18 protein-coding genes are annotated in these 16,756 nt (G+C 46.5%); 10 read left to right on the forward strand and 8 right to left on the reverse strand.

Annotated features, from left to right (window positions below; genetic code table 11):
- Positions 1-136: 136 nt before the first annotated feature.
- Together ampE and ampD are read right to left on the reverse strand one after the other, a co-directional pair.
- Positions 137-1,030: a beta-lactamase regulator AmpE gene (ampE, locus tag CSH92_RS05300; RefSeq protein WP_100656570.1), complete on the reverse strand. Its 894-nt coding sequence runs from the start codon at positions 1,028-1,030 to the stop codon at positions 137-139.
- Positions 1,030-1,572: a 1,6-anhydro-N-acetylmuramyl-L-alanine amidase AmpD gene (gene ampD, locus CSH92_RS05305; RefSeq protein ID WP_100656571.1), complete on the reverse strand. Its 543-nt coding sequence runs from the start codon at positions 1,570-1,572 to the stop codon at positions 1,030-1,032. The genes ampE and ampD overlap by 1 nt, the downstream gene beginning before the upstream one ends.
- 56 nt (positions 1,573-1,628) lie before the next feature.
- Here ampD and CSH92_RS05310 point away from each other — a divergent pair, with 56 nt between their 5' ends.
- The 10 genes from CSH92_RS05310 (at position 1,629) to CSH92_RS05355 (ending at position 8,981) form a co-directional block, all read left to right on the forward strand.
- Positions 1,629-2,147, forward strand: coding sequence for a retropepsin-like aspartic protease family protein (locus CSH92_RS05310; RefSeq protein WP_100656572.1), 519 nt, complete (start codon positions 1,629-1,631; stop codon positions 2,145-2,147).
- Positions 2,148-2,187: 40 nt separating this feature from the next.
- Positions 2,188-3,060, forward strand: coding sequence for a carboxylating nicotinate-nucleotide diphosphorylase (gene nadC, locus CSH92_RS05315; RefSeq protein WP_205662123.1), 873 nt, complete (start codon positions 2,188-2,190; stop codon positions 3,058-3,060).
- A 180-nt stretch (positions 3,061-3,240) separates the two neighbouring features.
- Positions 3,241-3,648 carry a pilin gene (locus CSH92_RS05320; protein WP_205662124.1) on the forward strand — a complete coding sequence of 136 codons (408 nt, stop codon included), beginning with the start codon at positions 3,241-3,243 and terminating at the stop codon, positions 3,646-3,648.
- A 109-nt stretch (positions 3,649-3,757) separates the two neighbouring features.
- Positions 3,758-4,966, forward strand: coding sequence for a type II secretion system F family protein (locus CSH92_RS05325; protein ID WP_100656574.1), 1,209 nt, complete (start codon positions 3,758-3,760; stop codon positions 4,964-4,966).
- Between the two features lie 46 nt (positions 4,967-5,012).
- A complete protein-coding gene (locus CSH92_RS05330) occupies positions 5,013-5,906 on the forward strand; it encodes a prepilin peptidase (RefSeq protein WP_100656575.1) in 894 nt (297 codons plus the stop codon).
- Positions 5,903-6,517: a dephospho-CoA kinase gene (coaE, locus tag CSH92_RS05335; RefSeq protein WP_240612741.1), complete on the forward strand. Its 615-nt coding sequence runs from the start codon at positions 5,903-5,905 to the stop codon at positions 6,515-6,517. The genes CSH92_RS05330 and coaE overlap by 4 nt, the downstream gene beginning before the upstream one ends.
- A 51-nt stretch (positions 6,518-6,568) precedes the next feature.
- Positions 6,569-7,321 (forward strand): cell division protein ZapD, encoded by a 753-nt coding sequence (gene zapD / locus CSH92_RS05340; protein WP_100656576.1) that lies wholly within the window; start codon positions 6,569-6,571, stop codon positions 7,319-7,321.
- Positions 7,302-7,550 carry a DNA gyrase inhibitor YacG gene (yacG, locus tag CSH92_RS05345; protein WP_420807491.1) on the forward strand — a complete coding sequence of 83 codons (249 nt, stop codon included), beginning with the start codon at positions 7,302-7,304 and terminating at the stop codon, positions 7,548-7,550. Before zapD ends, yacG begins: the two co-directional genes overlap by 20 nt.
- A complete protein-coding gene (locus CSH92_RS05350) occupies positions 7,547-8,434 on the forward strand; it encodes an aspartoacylase (protein WP_100656578.1) in 888 nt (295 codons plus the stop codon). Before yacG ends, CSH92_RS05350 begins: the two co-directional genes overlap by 4 nt.
- 37 nt (positions 8,435-8,471) lie before the next feature.
- Positions 8,472-8,981, forward strand: coding sequence for a pilus assembly FimT family protein (locus CSH92_RS05355; protein ID WP_240612742.1), 510 nt, complete (start codon positions 8,472-8,474; stop codon positions 8,979-8,981).
- Here CSH92_RS05355 and mutT read toward each other — a convergent pair.
- The 6 genes from mutT to ftsA form a co-directional block, all read right to left on the reverse strand.
- Positions 8,978-9,382: an 8-oxo-dGTP diphosphatase MutT gene (mutT, locus tag CSH92_RS05360; RefSeq protein WP_100656580.1), complete on the reverse strand. Its 405-nt coding sequence runs from the start codon at positions 9,380-9,382 to the stop codon at positions 8,978-8,980. The genes CSH92_RS05355 and mutT overlap by 4 nt on opposite strands.
- A 20-nt stretch (positions 9,383-9,402) precedes the next feature.
- Entirely contained in the window at positions 9,403-12,105 is a 2,703-nt protein-coding gene (gene secA, locus CSH92_RS05365; protein ID WP_100656581.1) for a preprotein translocase subunit SecA, read from the reverse strand.
- 121 nt (positions 12,106-12,226) lie between these two features.
- Positions 12,227-13,114 (reverse strand): M23 family metallopeptidase, encoded by an 888-nt coding sequence (locus CSH92_RS05370; RefSeq protein ID WP_100656582.1) that lies wholly within the window; start codon positions 13,112-13,114, stop codon positions 12,227-12,229.
- A 153-nt stretch (positions 13,115-13,267) separates the two neighbouring features.
- Positions 13,268-14,179: a UDP-3-O-acyl-N-acetylglucosamine deacetylase gene (gene lpxC / locus CSH92_RS05375; protein ID WP_100656583.1), complete on the reverse strand. Its 912-nt coding sequence runs from the start codon at positions 14,177-14,179 to the stop codon at positions 13,268-13,270.
- Between the two features lie 98 nt (positions 14,180-14,277).
- Positions 14,278-15,435, reverse strand: a complete 1,158-nt coding sequence (ftsZ, locus tag CSH92_RS05380) for a cell division protein FtsZ (protein ID WP_100656584.1) — start codon at positions 15,433-15,435, stop codon at positions 14,278-14,280.
- Between the two features lie 89 nt (positions 15,436-15,524).
- On the reverse strand, positions 15,525-16,754 hold the full coding sequence (ftsA, locus tag CSH92_RS05385; protein ID WP_100656585.1) for a cell division protein FtsA: 1,230 nt from the start codon (positions 16,752-16,754) through the stop codon (positions 15,525-15,527).
- Positions 16,755-16,756 lie beyond the last annotated feature (2 nt).

Here is a 16,756-nt window from a genome sequence, read left to right on the forward strand (position 1 = left end):
CCAACAGATCTCTGTCAGAAAGACAATAGGCAGGTATCCGGGATTAACTCGGCCTAAATTGCAAAGCAAACGCTAAAAAAATGTCAATCCACGTTCACATTTATAATCGCGCGATGTGAGTTTGGCGGTAGCGGCACTAAAGCCATCCAGCTAGGGTTAAAACAGACACGACCATCACCATCAACAACATGTTGCGTTTCGCTAATTTAACCAATACTTTTGGCTCTTCGCAGCAGCTGTATATGTCTGCACCTTCTGCAATAGGAACCGCTTCGGTATCTTCAGCGGCTTTGGAAACTTGGCATAGTAAGGTTTTGGCTGAGACTGAAAAATCCAGCAGTAACCCCGCCCAGACCGAAAACGCGCGTGCAAAATGTCCAACCAGCAGAAATCCCAAGGAAGCAATACGCACTGGCAACCAATCAATCCAATACTGAAAGGTCCCAGCGGCTTTCATCCAATCACTCGCCGCCTCCACTTGAGTATTATCTTTAGTATGTGCTTGTTCTTGTGTTTGAATGAATTGTATTAGCGATGCAAAAGACACATAAAATACCGCTCCGGCTGCGCCAAAGAATGTAAAGAAAACTAAAACAGCGGCGTAGTGAGTGTAATTGAGCCATACCAACTGCTGCCCAAAGGTATCACTGGCACCATTTTCATTTGGGCTGTGCCCCAATTTTTGGGCATATAATTCGCAAGCCACAAGGTCGCCACGATTAGAAGCTTGTAAAAACCCCCGATAAGCAGCGCGCAAATGCGGGCAGCCAAAACACAGCAGTAAAATCACGGTGTTTGCGAGCAAGCTCAACAAGCTCGAATCCAACACATCCATTAACAAAGCTGTCGCTAAGGCTGGCACAAACCCAATAACGAAAATTTTCCAGACCTCAGCTGACGGAGTTAGCCACCCCTGCTGTCGCACCCAAGCGAAATAACGCTGTAAGTGATACTGTGCTCGCCATCCTTCGGTTTGTGCAGTCACACGTTCAATCACGAGCGCCAGCAATAAACTAATTAATGTCATCATTAACGTCCTAGTGTGCGTCTAAAGTAAGCCCAATCAAAGGCTGTTCCGGGGTCGGTTTTTCGCCCAGGAGCGATATCATTGTGCCCAACAATACGCCCAAGCGTTATTAAAGGATAGTGTTGCCTAAGCACACCTGTTACCTGCACTAGCTGCCCGTATTGTGCCTCGGTATAAGGAATATCATCAGTCCCCTCAAGCTCAATGCCAATAGAAAAATCATTACAACGTTCGCGCCCTTGAAAACTCGAAATTCCTGCATGCCACGCGCGTTTGTTAAATGGCACAAATTGGATTAACTTGCCGCAGCGGCGAATGAATAGATGTGCAGAGACTTTTAAGTGAGCGATTTCAGCAAAAAAAGGATCACGTTCGGCCTGTAAGTGGCCGGTAAACAAGTCAACAACATCATTGCTACCGAATTGTCCAGGAGGAAGTGAAATGTTATGCACAACCAGTAACGAGACCTCCTCGGCGGGCCTTTCGTCGGCAAAAGGTGAAAGAGTATGCTCGCAGTCGATTAACCAACCGTCAGCAATTTTCATCAATTTTGTCTCAATTCCCGTATAGTGTAATAAAGCATGACGTTATTAAGGTAAAGATGCAACAACAAGAGCCGACTGCAGATGGGGTAACTAAGTGGATGGTGCTACTGGCATGGATAGCCGGCTTAGCACTCGTTACTTATGTATTTGCCGATTTACTCGAAGAACAGTTCAATCCCAACCAATCGCCTACTTCGCAGCGCAATGGTAGCCAAGTCGAGGTGCGCTTGGAACAAAACAGAGCGGGCCATTATGTGGCAAGCGGTACCATCAATAACCAACCCGTAGTATTTCTGCTCGACACCGGTGCAACAGATGTCTCCATCCCTGCACATCTAGCTTCTGAATTGGGCCTGACCCCAGAGCGTAAAGCCTATGCCCAAACAGCAAACGGCATCGTCATGATAGCGGAAACCACTATCCGCTCAATAACCCTTGGCGATATACAGTTAACCGATGTGGCGGCAAATCTAAATCCCGGTATGCAAAGCGATAAAATACTGTTGGGTATGAGTTTCTTGCGCCAGATAGAATTCACGCAAAAAGGTAACGAATTAGTGCTGCGTACTCTATAATCGCGCCAGATTTTATTTTTAACGAGAGTACCCAGCCAGCATGCAATTGCCTGACTATATTAAGAAACAAGAAATTACTCGCCTCGTTACGTGGAGTTTAGCCGAGGATTTAGGTGGTACAGTCGATAGTGCCTACGACTTAACTGCGCAGCTGATCGCGCCGGACACACAGGCAACTGCAGTGGTCATTACTCGCGAACCAATGGTGCTCTGTGGGCAACTCTGGGCTGAGGAAGTCTGCACTCAAATCGATACCGGGTTGCAATGCGTGTGGCACGCGCAAGATGGTGAATCATTGCAGGCTAATCAATCCATTTTAACGCTTTCGGGCAATGCAAGAGCAATCCTAACTGCTGAGCGCAGTATCCTAAATTTGCTCCAAACACTTAGTGCTACCGCGACGCAAACTCAGCACTATGTAACGTTGTTGGGAAACACCAAAACACAATTGCTCGATACGCGCAAAACTATTCCTGGCTTACGTCTAGCCCAAAAGTACGCTGTGCTTTGTGGCGGCGGGACTAATCACAGGGTCGGACTATTCGATGCTTTTTTGATCAAGGAAAATCATATTGCAGCATGCGGCAGTATCATGGCAGCGGTGAACAAGGCCCGTGAAATAGCACCTGAAAAGCCCGTTGAAGTCGAAGTTGAAACAATTGCAGAATTCACTCAAGCCATTGATGCAAAAGCCGATATCATTATGCTAGACAATTTTCCGCTGCATCTGATCCAACAGGCAGTTGAGTTAAATCAAGGGCGAAGTAAGCTTGAAGTGTCTGGCAACATAACTGATGAAGATCTACCATTGTTAGCAGCAACAGGTGTTGATTTTATTTCGAGCGGTGCGCTCACCAAGCATGTTCGCGCCATCGATCTGTCGTTACGTTTAACTATGAAATCAATCAGTTAACTAATGGATGTCGCATTTGAGACACACAGGTATATGTTTACATACTTGTCAGTTGCGCAACTCCATCTATACTTTGAATCAAGTACCGAGGCGCAAAACCCAAAACCGGCTTAGGTACCCTTTAAACTTTAAATACACAAAGCGTTAGACGGCGCGCGGAGAGATACCATGAACAACTCAATGACTAGTAAAAAAGGTTTTACCCTAATCGAATTGATGATCGTTGTTGCGATTATCGGTATTTTGGCAGCAATTGCATTACCTGCATACCAAAACTACACCAACAAGGCGAAATTCACTGAACTGACCAATGCCAGTGCGGGCGTTAAATCACAAGTTGAAGTATGTTATCAGTTAGAAGGTGACATTAACGTATGTAACAATGGTGCAAACGGTATCCCAGCAGCGATTCCTCCGGCAGCTGGTGTACCTGGCGTATCTGTAGCGGCTGGCGTTATTTCAATTACGGCTCCGACTGACGCAACGGGTGCTCTTGCGGGCTCTTCATACACGCTTACACCTGATACAACGAATGTAAACGGCGTATTAACTTGGAACGAAACTTGTAACCCACTTGACCTTTGCTAATAGCCTGAGCACATAAAGCCTAAAAGCCCAGTTCCGCTGGGCTTTTGTGTTTAATCGGCGCAGTGCATCGTTACTTCACACAGCAACTTTCGAATTTGGATACCCCTGTATGGCAAAAGCAATAGATACCTATACTTATACTGGCATGGATCGCCAAGGCAATGCTCGCAAGGGCGAAGTTAGTGCAGGTTCAGTAACGGAAGCAAAAAACTTACTGCGTCGTCAGGGCATTTCTGCCAACAAGGTTAAAAAGCTCAGCAAACCCTTGTTTGGTGGTAATAACAAGATAAGCGCCGCTGATATTGCGGTGTTCTCGCGCCAAATTGCCACAATGTTGGGCGCAGGGGTTACGTTGATCCAAAGTTTAGAGATGATTGCTCAAGGTCACGCAAAGCAATCCATGCGGAAAATGCTCGGTGAAATAACCCGAGACGTCCAAGGCGGTAAGCCTTTGTCTGATAGTTTACGTAGCCATCCTGAGCATTTTGATGATTTGTACTGTGACCTAGTTGGTACTGGGGAACAATCGGGTGCTTTGGAGACGATTTACGACCGTATTGCGGTCTACATGGAAAAGGCCGAAGCGCTCAAATCAAAAATTAAAAAAGCGATGTTTTATCCCATTGCGGTAATCGTAGTGGCGTTTATTGTAACCACTATTCTTTTAATCTTCGTGGTACCGCAATTTGAGGAAATCTTCAGCAGTTTTGGTGCTGAGCTCCCTGCCTTTACTCAGTTAGTACTGGGTATTTCCCGCTTTGTGCAAGATTACGGGATATATATTGCCATTACTCTCGGTATTTCTGGCTGGGCATTTATGCGTGCTCACAAAAAATCAAAATCGCTACGCGACAGTGTCGATAAGAAGATCCTTAAGATCCCTGTGATTGGCGAAATCCTTAAAAAAGCGGCTATCGCCCGCTTTACCCGAACCTTATCAACAACCTTTGCTGCCGGTGTTCCGTTAATTGGTGCTCTTGACTCTGCCGCTGGAGCATCCGGGAATGCAGTCTACCGGGACGCAATTTTGCACATCAAGAAAGAAGTTGCCGGCGGTTTGCAAATGAATACTGCCATGCGTGCAACCGGCGTGTTTCCCGATATGGTCAATCAAATGATTGCAATTGGCGAAGAATCAGGCGCAGTTGACGACATGTTAAGTAAAATAGCCTCAATTTACGAAGCTGAAGTTGACGATATGGTCGACGGTCTTACAAGTTTGCTAGAACCGTTAATTATGGCAGTTTTAGGGGTTGTCATTGGCGGCTTGATTATTGCCATGTATTTACCAATCTTCCAGATGGGTAACGTTGTTTAATTAGTTCTGGTAGGCTTAGACAAAATTTTATCGCAAGGCGTGTGATATGTCCGCTGTGTTTGCTTTGTTACACCAATCTCCCGCATTCTTTTTAGGGCTCGTTTTTATTGTAAGCCTTATGGTGGGGAGTTTTCTAAACGTCGTAATATATAGACTGCCAGTCATGATGGAGCGTCGCTGGAAGGCTGAATTTAATGACTACTTTAAAGCTGAAACGAACAATAATAACGATACTCAGCCGGCGCAAACCGAGCGCTTTGATTTAATTAAACCGGACTCTACCTGTCCAAAGTGCGGCCACAAGATCCGTGCGTGGGAAAACATTCCTGTCATTAGCTGGCTATTGTTGCGCGGCAAGTGTGCAAGTTGTAAAACGCCGATTAGTATTCGCTACCCTAGTGTTGAATTGATAACCGCCCTATTGTCAGTATGGGTTGCTGCGACCTTTGGTTTTGGCAGTGCGGGTATACTGGCCGTGTTCGTGACCTGGATTCTGGTCGCGCTTACCTTTATTGACGCTGACACCATGTTGTTGCCCGATGAATTAACCTTGCCACTACTTTGGCTAGGCTTAATTGCTAGCTTGTTTACTACATTTGTATCGCCACACGAAGCAATCATCGGTGCTGCAGCCGGCTATTTGTCATTATGGAGTGTTTACTGGTTGTTTAAACTGTTAACTGGTAAAGAAGGTATGGGCTATGGCGATTTCAAATTACTCGCCGCATTAGGTGCTTTTACTGGTTGGCAGGGCTTACCGATTATTATCATTTTGTCTTCTTTCGTTGGCGCGGTAGTTGGGATCGCGCTTCTTGTATTTAAACGCAATGGAGTAGGACAGGCCATTCCCTTCGGGCCTTACCTTGCGGCAGCGGGTTGGTTAACGCTACTTTACGGCGAGCAGATCCAGCAAACCTACTTACGCTGGGTACTCGCGTGAGTGATTACGTTGTTGGCTTAACGGGTGGCATTGGAGCAGGCAAAACGGCCGTCAGTGATGCATTTGCAGCCTTAGGCGTAAATGTTGTCGATGCCGATGTGTGCGCCCGAGAAGTGGTAAGTCTTGGCAGTCCAGCCCTTAATGCCATCAAACAACGTTTTGGCAACGAAGTCATCGCAGCAGATGGCAGTTTAAATCGGCCTCGCTTACGACAAATCGTATTTACTCAGCCAGAGCAAAAACAGTGGCTAAATGATCTTCTACATCCTCTCATTCGAGCGCGAATGCTCGAATTAATTGCCCAAGCACATTCACCCTATTGCTTATTGGTGGTTCCTTTGCTTCTGGAAAACAATATGCAAAACCTGGTGCAGCGGGTAGTGGTGGTTGACGTGCCAGAGCAACTGCAAATAGACCGCGTTTTAGCCCGCGATGGTAGTGACGAGGAAACCGTGAAGGGGATTTTGCAGGCGCAACTAAAACGTGAAGAACGTCTATCTCGCGCAGACGATATCATCGACAATTCACAGTCCTTAGAAGCACTTAATCAGCAGGTCAAAAAACTTCATCAGCAACTACTTGAGTACGCTCAAGTCTCATCAAACACTTGAAATTTTTTGCTTTTTCCTGTGTAGTGCCGTTTGAAGGAATGGGGAGAGGCTATGTCATCAGCGGTATACGAATTTCCGCTCAACGAAAAAGTGCGTAATTACCTGCGAATAGAGCAACTATTACAGCAGTGTGCTGGTAATGCCGAAGTTCATCACAATTCGGCCAATATCCATTTTTTCGAAGACCTCTTTACATTATTGGAGTTGTTTGAACGCCTCGACGTGCGTTCCGACATACTTAAAGACTTTGATGCACAGGAACGTAATCTAGTGCATTGGTCGCAACATCCTAAAATCAATAGCGACGCTCTGCAACAGACCTTGCAAACGATCATTCGTATGCGCGAGGCGGTGAAAAATACCAAGCGTATCGGCAGTGAGCTAAAAGAAGATCCATTTATCGCTTCCATTCGCCAACGTTTCGCGATCCCAGGCGGTTCGTGTAGCTTCGATTTACCCAACTTATACTTTTGGAGTAATCAAGCCGACGAAAAACAACACAATGATAAACAACAATGGTTGTCCAGTTTTCAAGTCATTGCCAGTGCGTTGGAGTTAACCTTATCTTTCCTACGTCAACGCGGTCAATTCCAAGCGGTTACCGCAACCAATGGTTTTTTCCCTGGGCTCAGTGATGATCGTGGTGAATTGATCCGCATACGCTTAGACGTAAATACTGGATGTTATCCGACATTAAGTGGCAATAAATATCGCTATGCACTGCGTTTCATGCATTTTGGGCAAGGCGATACCGCAAGTCGTCCGGTTGAAGACGATCTTAACTTTGAAATTGCGAGTTGTTGAAATGCAAGTCACCTGTCCTACTTGTCAAAAAAAGCTTGAATGGTCTACAGACAACCCTTTCCGCCCATTTTGTTGTAAGCAGTGCCAACTAATCGACTTGGGTGATTGGGCGACTGAAAGTCATGTTATTTCGTCTCCGGCCAATGATTCGGCCGCTAGTATGGAATTCGACGAAGAAGCCATCGCTGAGCTTATTGAAAAACAGCAACCTGAGTTTTTTAGATCATGAGTACATCCGCGCAGCAAATCAATACAATATTATTGGTCGGCGGCACTCATGGCAATGAATTAACCGGCGTTAGGATTGTTGAACAATGGTCGACAGTGCAACAACAATTGCCAACGACGAACATTGATATCAATACACTATTGGCTAACCCTTTAGCAGTTGAGAAGCGCGTGCGTTTTGTTGATGATGATCTCAATCGCCAGTTTACTGCCTGCAATTCTTCACCAGCGTCACCGAGCAGCAATGAAGTGCAACTGGCTACCAACTATAACGATATGTTTGGGGTTAACAGCGCTCAACAACCAGATTTAGTTATTGATATTCACAATACTACGAGCAATATGGGGGCAACGCTAATCTGTGTGTCAGATGACCCCTTTAATCAAGCCTTGGCGCGCTTTGTAAAAGACCAACTTCCTGCGGTTAATGTATTGCTTGAAAATGAGAAAAGTTACGCAGCGCATCCCTATCTATGTACCCTCGGTAAAGCTGGGATCATGCTTGAAATGGGTGCACAGCCGCAAGGTGTATGTCGAGCGGATCTCATGCTCCATAGCCTTGAGCTATTAGCTAGCATCATAAGCTTCTGTGAACAATGGAATAGCCAGACTCTACCCAGCTCTGCAGCCTGCGAAGTGTTTCAATTTATTGAAAACATTGAGTTCCCTCGTGATCCGGAAGGTAAGGTCAATGCGATGATCCATCCGCAATTACAAGATGCCGACTTCCTGCCGCTACATCCTGGGCATGCTATGTTTACTGGCTTTGACGGCAAAGTAGCAAACTGGCAAGGGGAAGAGACTGTCTATCCACATTTTATCAACGAGGCGGCCTACCAAAGGTTACATGTAGCCTTCGCTACCGCGAGAAAGATTTTTTGGTAACCGAAGTATGCGTCAAACTGGATTAAGGAAAACACCGTTGAAACGAAGTATGCATGGCTTTACGCTAATAGAATTGATAATTGTTATTGTCCTCTTGGGGATCTTAGCAACGGTTGCGGCGCCGCGTTTTCTCGACCTATCGTCTGATGCAAAAATAGCTACGCTGCAGGGTATAAGCGGCGAATTGAAGGCGACCATTGGTTTGGCGCAAGCGAAGGCGCGGGTCAATGGCTTGAGACCTGTGGCAACAAACCCTGGTGGTAGCCAGCAAACAGAATTTGTTGTTGATTTTGGTTTTGGCCAAACTGAAGTAGACTGGCGCAACCTTTGCCCCGAGAGCCGTGCTGAAGTCGGTAGTCGACTCGAATTCCTCGATTTTATCAATATCTCCGGGGATGACTTCGAGAGTCGAGTAACCAATCAATATACGCTATTCGGTTACGATGTACCTGCCTCGGGCATCCCGACCAATCAAGGGTGCTATATCCTGTATGATTCATTTGGGGATCCTGAGTGCACGCTTGAAGTCATCACTGCTGATTGCTAAGGGTGAGGGTAGTTGCCTTGTTTGAGGCGCTCAAGGATAGGTGTATTAGCACTCGGAAAGGTCAGCTCATCAAGTGCGGAAAAAGCCACCCACTCTACGGGTTGACCTTCAACGCCTCTGGGCTCCCCGATAAATTCATGCACTACACTCATATGCAGATTGACGGTCTTTTCCGGATAGTCAAAGCGTAACGAGAACCAAGGTTGTTGCACTGTCACAACAATCCCGATCTCTTCCTCTAATTCACGCTCGATGGCTTGGCTGAGAGATTCTCCTGACTCTATCTTACCGCCAGGAAATTCCCATTTATCGCCTTGATGTAGGTGTTTAGGACGTTTTGCCAGCAAGACTTGACCGCCCTGAATAATAACCCCTACCGCAACGTCGATTGCGTCAGACACTGTCAATCGCCCCTACTGACTCAGCTCAATTTACCGTGACACTGTTTGTATTTCTTACCTGAGCCACAAGGGCATGGGTCATTGCGGCCGACCTTTGGACCTTGGCGCATTTGTGCTGACCCTTTAGCGTCGCCGGCTTCATTCAGTGATTCATGCTCAAATTTCTTAGACATCGCCTCAGCCTGTTGACGACGTTGCTCCTCAACGGCTTCGACATCAGATTCAGCTTTGACTTGGACCTTACTTAAGATCGAGATAACCTCTACTTTCAGGGCTTCGAGCATGCCAGAGAATAGCTCGAAGGACTCACGCTTATACTCTTGCTTCGGATTTTTCTGTGCATATCCGCGCAGACCAATACCTTGGCGCAAATGATCCATCGCAGCCAAATGTTCTTTCCAGTGGCTGTCCAAGTTTTGTAACATCACGGCTTTTTCAAACTGACGCAGCACTTGCGGACCGACGACATCTTCTTTGGCTTTATAAGCGTCAGTGATCGCACCCAAAATGCGCTCACGCAGTTTTTCTTCGTACAATTTATCGTCTTCATCCAACCACTGCTGCAACGGTAAATCGACCGCAAAATCGCCTTTTAAACGTACTTCCAAATCAGCAACATTCCATATTTCTTCCAATGACTGTGGCGGAATATATTCATCGATAACGCCATTAACAACATCCTCGCGCACAACCGATATCGTGTCGCTGATGTCACCCTCGTCCAACAACTCATTACGTTGTTCGTAAATCACCTTACGCTGGTCATTGGCAACATCATCGTATTCGAGTAATTGCTTACGAATATCAAAGTTACGTCCTTCGACTTTACGCTGCGCATTTTCAATGGCTCGGGTTACCCATGGATGCTCGATGGCCTCGCCTCGCTGCATTCCTAAGCGTTTCATCATGTTACCCATCTTCTCTGAGGCAAAGATACGCATCAACGCGTCATCTAACGATAGATAAAAACGTGAGGAGCCTGGATCTCCTTGGCGACCAGAACGACCGCGCAACTGATTGTCAATACGGCGTGATTCATGGCGCTCAGTACCAATGATATGTAAGCCGCCTGCGTCCAATACCTGCTGGTGGCGCTCTTTCCATTCAGACTTTATGCGTTCAACGGTTTGTGGTTTAGGATCGTTTATAGCTTCCAACTCAGCTTGCAGATTCCCCCCCAACACGATATCGGTACCACGACCGGCCATATTAGTGGCAATGGTAACTGCGCCAGGCTTACCCGCTTGGGCAACGATATCTGCTTCCTGTTCGTGGAATTTCGCATTCAATACCTTGTGCGCGATCTTTTCCTTTTTCAGAATACGTGACAGTAACTCTGAATTTTCTATCGAGACAGTACCTACTAAGGTTGGTTGACCGCGCTTAACGCAATCTTTAATGTCTTCTACTATGGCCTCGTACTTTTCTTCTGCGGTTAAGTAGATGAGATCCGGCATATCTTTGCGGATCATGGGCTTATTGGTTGGAATAACAACTGTCTCTAAGCCGTAAATATGCTGAAATTCGAACGCTTCAGTATCTGCTGTACCGGTCATACCGCCGAGCTTATCGAATAAGCGGAAATAATTCTGGAAGGTTATCGACGCGAGGGTTTGATTCTCATTTTGGATTTTAACCCCTTCCTTCGCTTCTACCGCCTGGTGCAGACCTTCCGACCAACGGCGGCCCTCCATCGTACGCCCAGTATGTTCGTCAACGATGACGATCTCACCGTCTTTGACAATATAATCAACGTCTTTGCTAAACAATTTATGAGCACGCAAGGCTGCATTTACGTGGTGTAGCAATGAGATATTTTGCGCCGCAAATAATGATTCATCAGCGGGTAGTACTCCTTCCCGCTGCAAAATTTCTTCCACGTGGATCTGACCGCGTTCGGTCAAATGAATTTGTTTACCTTTCTCATCGATGGTGAAGTCACCATCGCCTTCCTGGCCTTCTTCGTCTTCTTTCTCTTGGCGAATTAGCTCTGGAATAATTTTGTTGATCTTGGTGTAGAGCTCAGAACTATCCTCAGCGGCCCCGGATATAATTAACGGAGTACGGGCTTCATCGATAAGAATTGAGTCGACTTCATCAATCACTGCGTAGTAAAGGTGACGCTGTACACGGTCTTGGGGGCTAAACGCCATATTATCGCGCAGATAATCAAAACCAAACTCATTATTAGTTCCGTAAATTACGTCACAGGCATAAGCTTCTTTCTTTTGTGCCGGACTCATTCCAGGTACATTACAGCCAACTGAAAGGCCTAAATATTCAAATAAAGAGCGACTCCAATCGGCATCACGTCGCGCCAAATAATCATTGACGGTAATAACGTATACACCTTTACCTGTCAGCGCGTTAAGGTATGTAGGTAAGGTAGCGGTAAGCGTTTTACCCTCACCGGTACGCATTTCAGCAATTTTGCCCTGATGTAATACCTGTCCACCAAGCATTTGCACATCGAAATGCCGCATGCCGTATACCCGCTTACTCGCCTCTCGCACTACGGCAAAGGCTTCTACCAGTAACGCGTCTAACGCTTCACCTTGTTCAATGCGTTGCTTAAATTCGCCAGTTTTAGCTTTAAGCTGCTCATCGCTCAACTGTTCTAAGTCAGCTTCTAAACCATTGATCGCATCAACCGTTTTGCTCATTTTCTTCAACAAGCGGTCATTGCGACTTCCAAAAATCTTCTTTGCAATACTGGCGAACATGTTTTAATCCAATTTCTTTTTTAATAAGTTACTTGCCTGCGCGAGTTAATCCAGCGTAGGCCTTGATGTTCTGCGAGGGGGGTTCGACAATGTCAAACCTCAGGTGTTAACGCTGCGTTGTTTAGTAAACAAATGGCAGCGGGTCTATCTGTTGTCCTTCACGCAATACTTCATAATGTACATGGGCTCCGGTGGAACGTCCGGTACTTCCCATTACGGCGATCTGTTGCCCTTTGGTCACAACGTCACCGATGATAACCTTGATCTCTTCATTGTGACCATAGCGTGAGACCAATCCATTGCCATGATCAATCTCTACTAAATTTCCATAACCATATCTCTCACCTGCCCAGGTCACCAAGCCAGCCGCTGTTGCAATCACAGGGTCGCCATGATTGCCAGCAAAATCGAGGCCTTTATGCATAGCAGGCTCACCTGAAAATGGGTCATCTCGCATGCCATAATATGACGACAACCACCCTGAGGTTACCGGCCGCCCTGCAACTTCGCTGATGGATTGGATATGGTGACCCAACAAGACACTTTCAAGTGCCTCAAGTTGTTTTAGTTGGTACTCCATATCGACATTCACTGCAGCAATAGCATCAAGCAATGCAGATGAGGCAAGCTGAGTTTTTTGCGCGGATGCAGCATCGTCATCTGTAACTGCTACGTCTGATGCGTCAAGGTCGATGCCTCCACGTTGAGCAATAACATCGCTGCGTAGACTCATTTCACGCAGTTTTGCTTGAGTCGCCGCCAACTGTTGTTTCACCACCGCAAGTTCGCCTTGCGTTTGCTCGTAAAGTTGGGCAACTCGCTGTTGTTCTAATTTAAGACCTGATTTCACCACATGAACACGCGTGAGGTATTCGTCAATATTCTCCGTAGGACGACTTGAGACGAGGGCGATCAAACTCAACAACACGGTAACGCTAACCAGCGTTCGTGCTTTAATATGTCGAACGAATCGAATTCGTTTGCTGCGTACTAATACAGTGAGTTTCATAGTGTTCTTTATCGCTAATTCGCCGGCGTATTCTACCGCGTTGAATAAATCACACAATCCCCTTTTGAAAATAGGGGCTTTAATTGCAAGTTAACAGAACACATATTACGGACCAAAAATAAAAAATGCCGCTTTGTTATGCGGCATTTTTGTTTAAACCAAGGCGGGTTGTGTAAAGCTGATTGGGGCTTCATCAGCTGAGTGATAAGTCACGAACTCCCAACTGCTTGTATCCGCTAGCATGGCGTTTAGTAGTTTATTGTTCAGGCCGTGGCCTGTTTTGTAGGCAAAAAGCTCACCAATGATGCTGTGCCCGCATAAGTACAAATCACCCACCGCATCCAAGATTTTATGCTTTAGAAACTCATCGTCGTAGCGCAAACCCTCTGGGTTAAGCACTCGGTACTCATCAAGCGCTACGGCGTTTTCCATGCTACCACCGAGAGCCAAATTGTGGGCGTTCATATACTCAAGGTCACGCATAAAGCCAAAAGTTCGCGCCCGGCTCACTTCGTTAACGTAGGATGCTGAATCAAAATCCATCACCATGTGTTGACGGGTTTGGCTAATCACCGGATGGTCAAAGTCAATTTTAAAATCGACCTTAAAGCCATTGAATGGACGTAACTCCGCCCACTTATCACCGTCTTCAACACGGATAGGTTTATTAACCTTAATAAATTTCTTCGCGGCGTTTAACTCTTCAATGCCAGCTGACTGTAATAAAAATATAAACGGGCTTGCGGACCCATCCATGATCGGTAGCTCGTGGCTATCGACTTCAACAATAATGTTATCAATACCCAAGCCAGCCAAGGCAGACGCTAAATGCTCAACGGTATGAATACTAATGCCATCGGCATTACTTAAGCAGGTACAGAGCATGGTGTCACCAACAGCATTCGCACGCGCTGGAATATCAACGTGCGGATCAAGGTCAACACGCCTAAACACAATTCCTGTGTTGGCAGGCGCTGGCCGGAGAGTCATTGTGACCTTTTCTCCTTTGTGAAGACCGATTCCAGTCTCCTGAACAGCTTGTTTAATTGTACGTTGACTTATCATATCTACATGTACCTAAAAATCGGTCGCAAATTATAGAGCATTGTCACAAAACTGTCAAAAACAGGTCCGACTTGCTTGCTAATTTGCGCTAATTTTGCTTAGTCTGCCTGCTTACGCAAAAATGCTGGAATATCAAGATATTCCAAATCATTGTTGGGTTGCGCCAGCTCGTCGGTCTTTAACGCTTGATTGCCATCCGTCGCTTGATGCGATGCGGACTCGCGCGACTGGGTAAAGTTCTTCGCCGAACTTGTTAAGCGTGACCCTTCGCTGCTAACCAGAGAAATATCAGGTTTGCGTTCAGCGCCGATGCCTGTAGCTACCACGGTAACGCGTAGCTCATCAGTCATTTCCATGTCGATAACCGTACCTACAACCACCGTAGCATTTTCAGATGCAAAGGCTTTAACGGCATTACCGACAGTCTCGAATTCGTCAATAGCAAAGTCTGGACCAGCGGTAATATTGACCAAAATACCGCGCGCGCCAGACAAATCGATGTCTTCAAGTAACGGACAGGCAATCGCTGCCTCGGCAGCTTCTTCAGCACGGTCTTCACCTGTAGCTCTGCCGCTACCCATCATTGCTGTGCCCATTTCCGACATCACCGTCTTCACGTCGGCAAAGTCCACGTTTATGAGTCCCGGACGAGTAATAAGTTCAGCAATACCTTGCACGGCTCCACGAAGTACATCATTCGCGGCACTAAAGGCCTGTAATAATGGTGTGCGTGGCCCCATCACTTTAAGCAGCTTCTCATTCGGAATTGTGATCAGTGAATCCACATGCTTGGATAATTCTTCAATCCCCTGATTAGCGAAATCACTGCGCTTTCGACCTTCAAATGGAAACGGTTTAGTTACCACTGCAACCGTCAAAATCCCCATTTCACGGGCAATCTTTGCCACTTCAGGCGCTGCGCCAGTGCCGGTGCCGCCACCCATACCTGCCGTAATAAACACCATATCGGCACCATCTAAGCTTTGACGAATGGTCTCACGATCTTCACACGCAGCCTCACGACCAATGTTCGGATCGGCACCTGCGCCAAGCCCTTTGGTAACACTGGTACCAATTTGCAATGTGACATCAGCAGACGAACTGCGTAATACTTGTGCATCGGTATTAACGGCGATAAATTCTACGCCCTCAATACTTTGCGAAACCATGTGCTCGATCGCGTTACCGCCACCGCCACCTACTCCAATCACTTTGATGACAGCGTCTTCGCCATGACTATTCATTAATTCAAACATACTTACTCTCCGGTTTTGTACGTTCATTGTGCTTGGTTAATCAACTAAACCATCCAGGGTTTAGGTAAATCCACCAAACGATTTAACGCTTAAAATTCACCCTTAAACCAGCTTTGGACACGACTAAAAATGCCCTCGCCAGACTTACTTTTTTTAGTTTTCTTATTATCCATGTGGAGCTTTCCGTACTGCAATAACCCAACTACAGTCGCAAAACTCGCATCATCTACATACTCAGATAATCCTTTTACTGCAAGCGGCTTACCCACTCGCACAGGCATCTGAAAAATTTCTTCAGCAAACTCAACGGCACCTTCCATTTTCGCAGTGCCTCCGGTCAATACCAAGCCCGCTGCGATTTGTTCGGCTAATCCACACGCTTGGATTTCTTCATAGATCAGTTCAAACAGCTCTTGGTATCGTGGCTCAATAACTTCCGCCAGTGTGTGGCGTGACATCGCACGAGCCGGACGACCACCAACACTAGGTACCTCAATGGTATCTTCCATACTGACCATATCTTTCAATGCGCAGGCGTAGTTCACCTTGATTTCTTCAGCATTGCTAATAGGCGTACGGAATATTTTTGCAATATCGCTGGTGATTTGGTTGCCAGCTACTGGAATAACTGCGGTGTGGCGAATGGCACCATCTGTATAAACCACAATATCAATGGTACCGCCGCCAATATCGACTACACAAACACCCAGTTCGCGCTCGTCGTCGGTAAGCACCGCGTAGCTCGAAGCCAACGCAGAGAAAATTAATTGGTCTGCATGTAAGTCGCAACGTTCAACCGATTTGACAATGTTTTTCGCCATGTCATCAGCACAGGTGATGATATGCGCGTTAGCTTCCATCCGCACTCCAGACATACCAATCGGATTTTTGATCCCTTCTTGTACGTCAATCGTGAATTCCTGCGGTAACACGTGCAGGAGTCGGCGTTCCGCTGCGATAGGCACTGAGCGCGCGGCATGGATAACGTTATCCACGTCTTCTTGCGTCACTTCCTGATTATTGATTGGCACCATGCCATTCTCGTTTTGACACTGCACATGACGACCAGAAATTGCCAAAAAGACCGAAGAAACCCGGCAATCTGCCATCAATTCCATTTCATTGATCGCACGCTGCACCGATTGAACGACCAGATTCAAATCATTTACGCCGGCTTTGTCCATGCCTTTTGATGAGTGCGTACCAACACCAACCACGCTCAACGAATTGTCGTCTAATAACTCTCCGACAACCGCCTTGATCTGGCTGGTACCGATATCTAAACCAACGATTAGGTTTCTATCCATTACTTTGGACATAC

Origin of the sequence: Neoalteromonas flava (genome assembly GCF_002807685.1) — a bacterium.
GTDB classification, from domain to species: domain Bacteria; phylum Pseudomonadota; class Gammaproteobacteria; order Enterobacterales; family Alteromonadaceae; genus Alteromonas_E; species Alteromonas_E flava.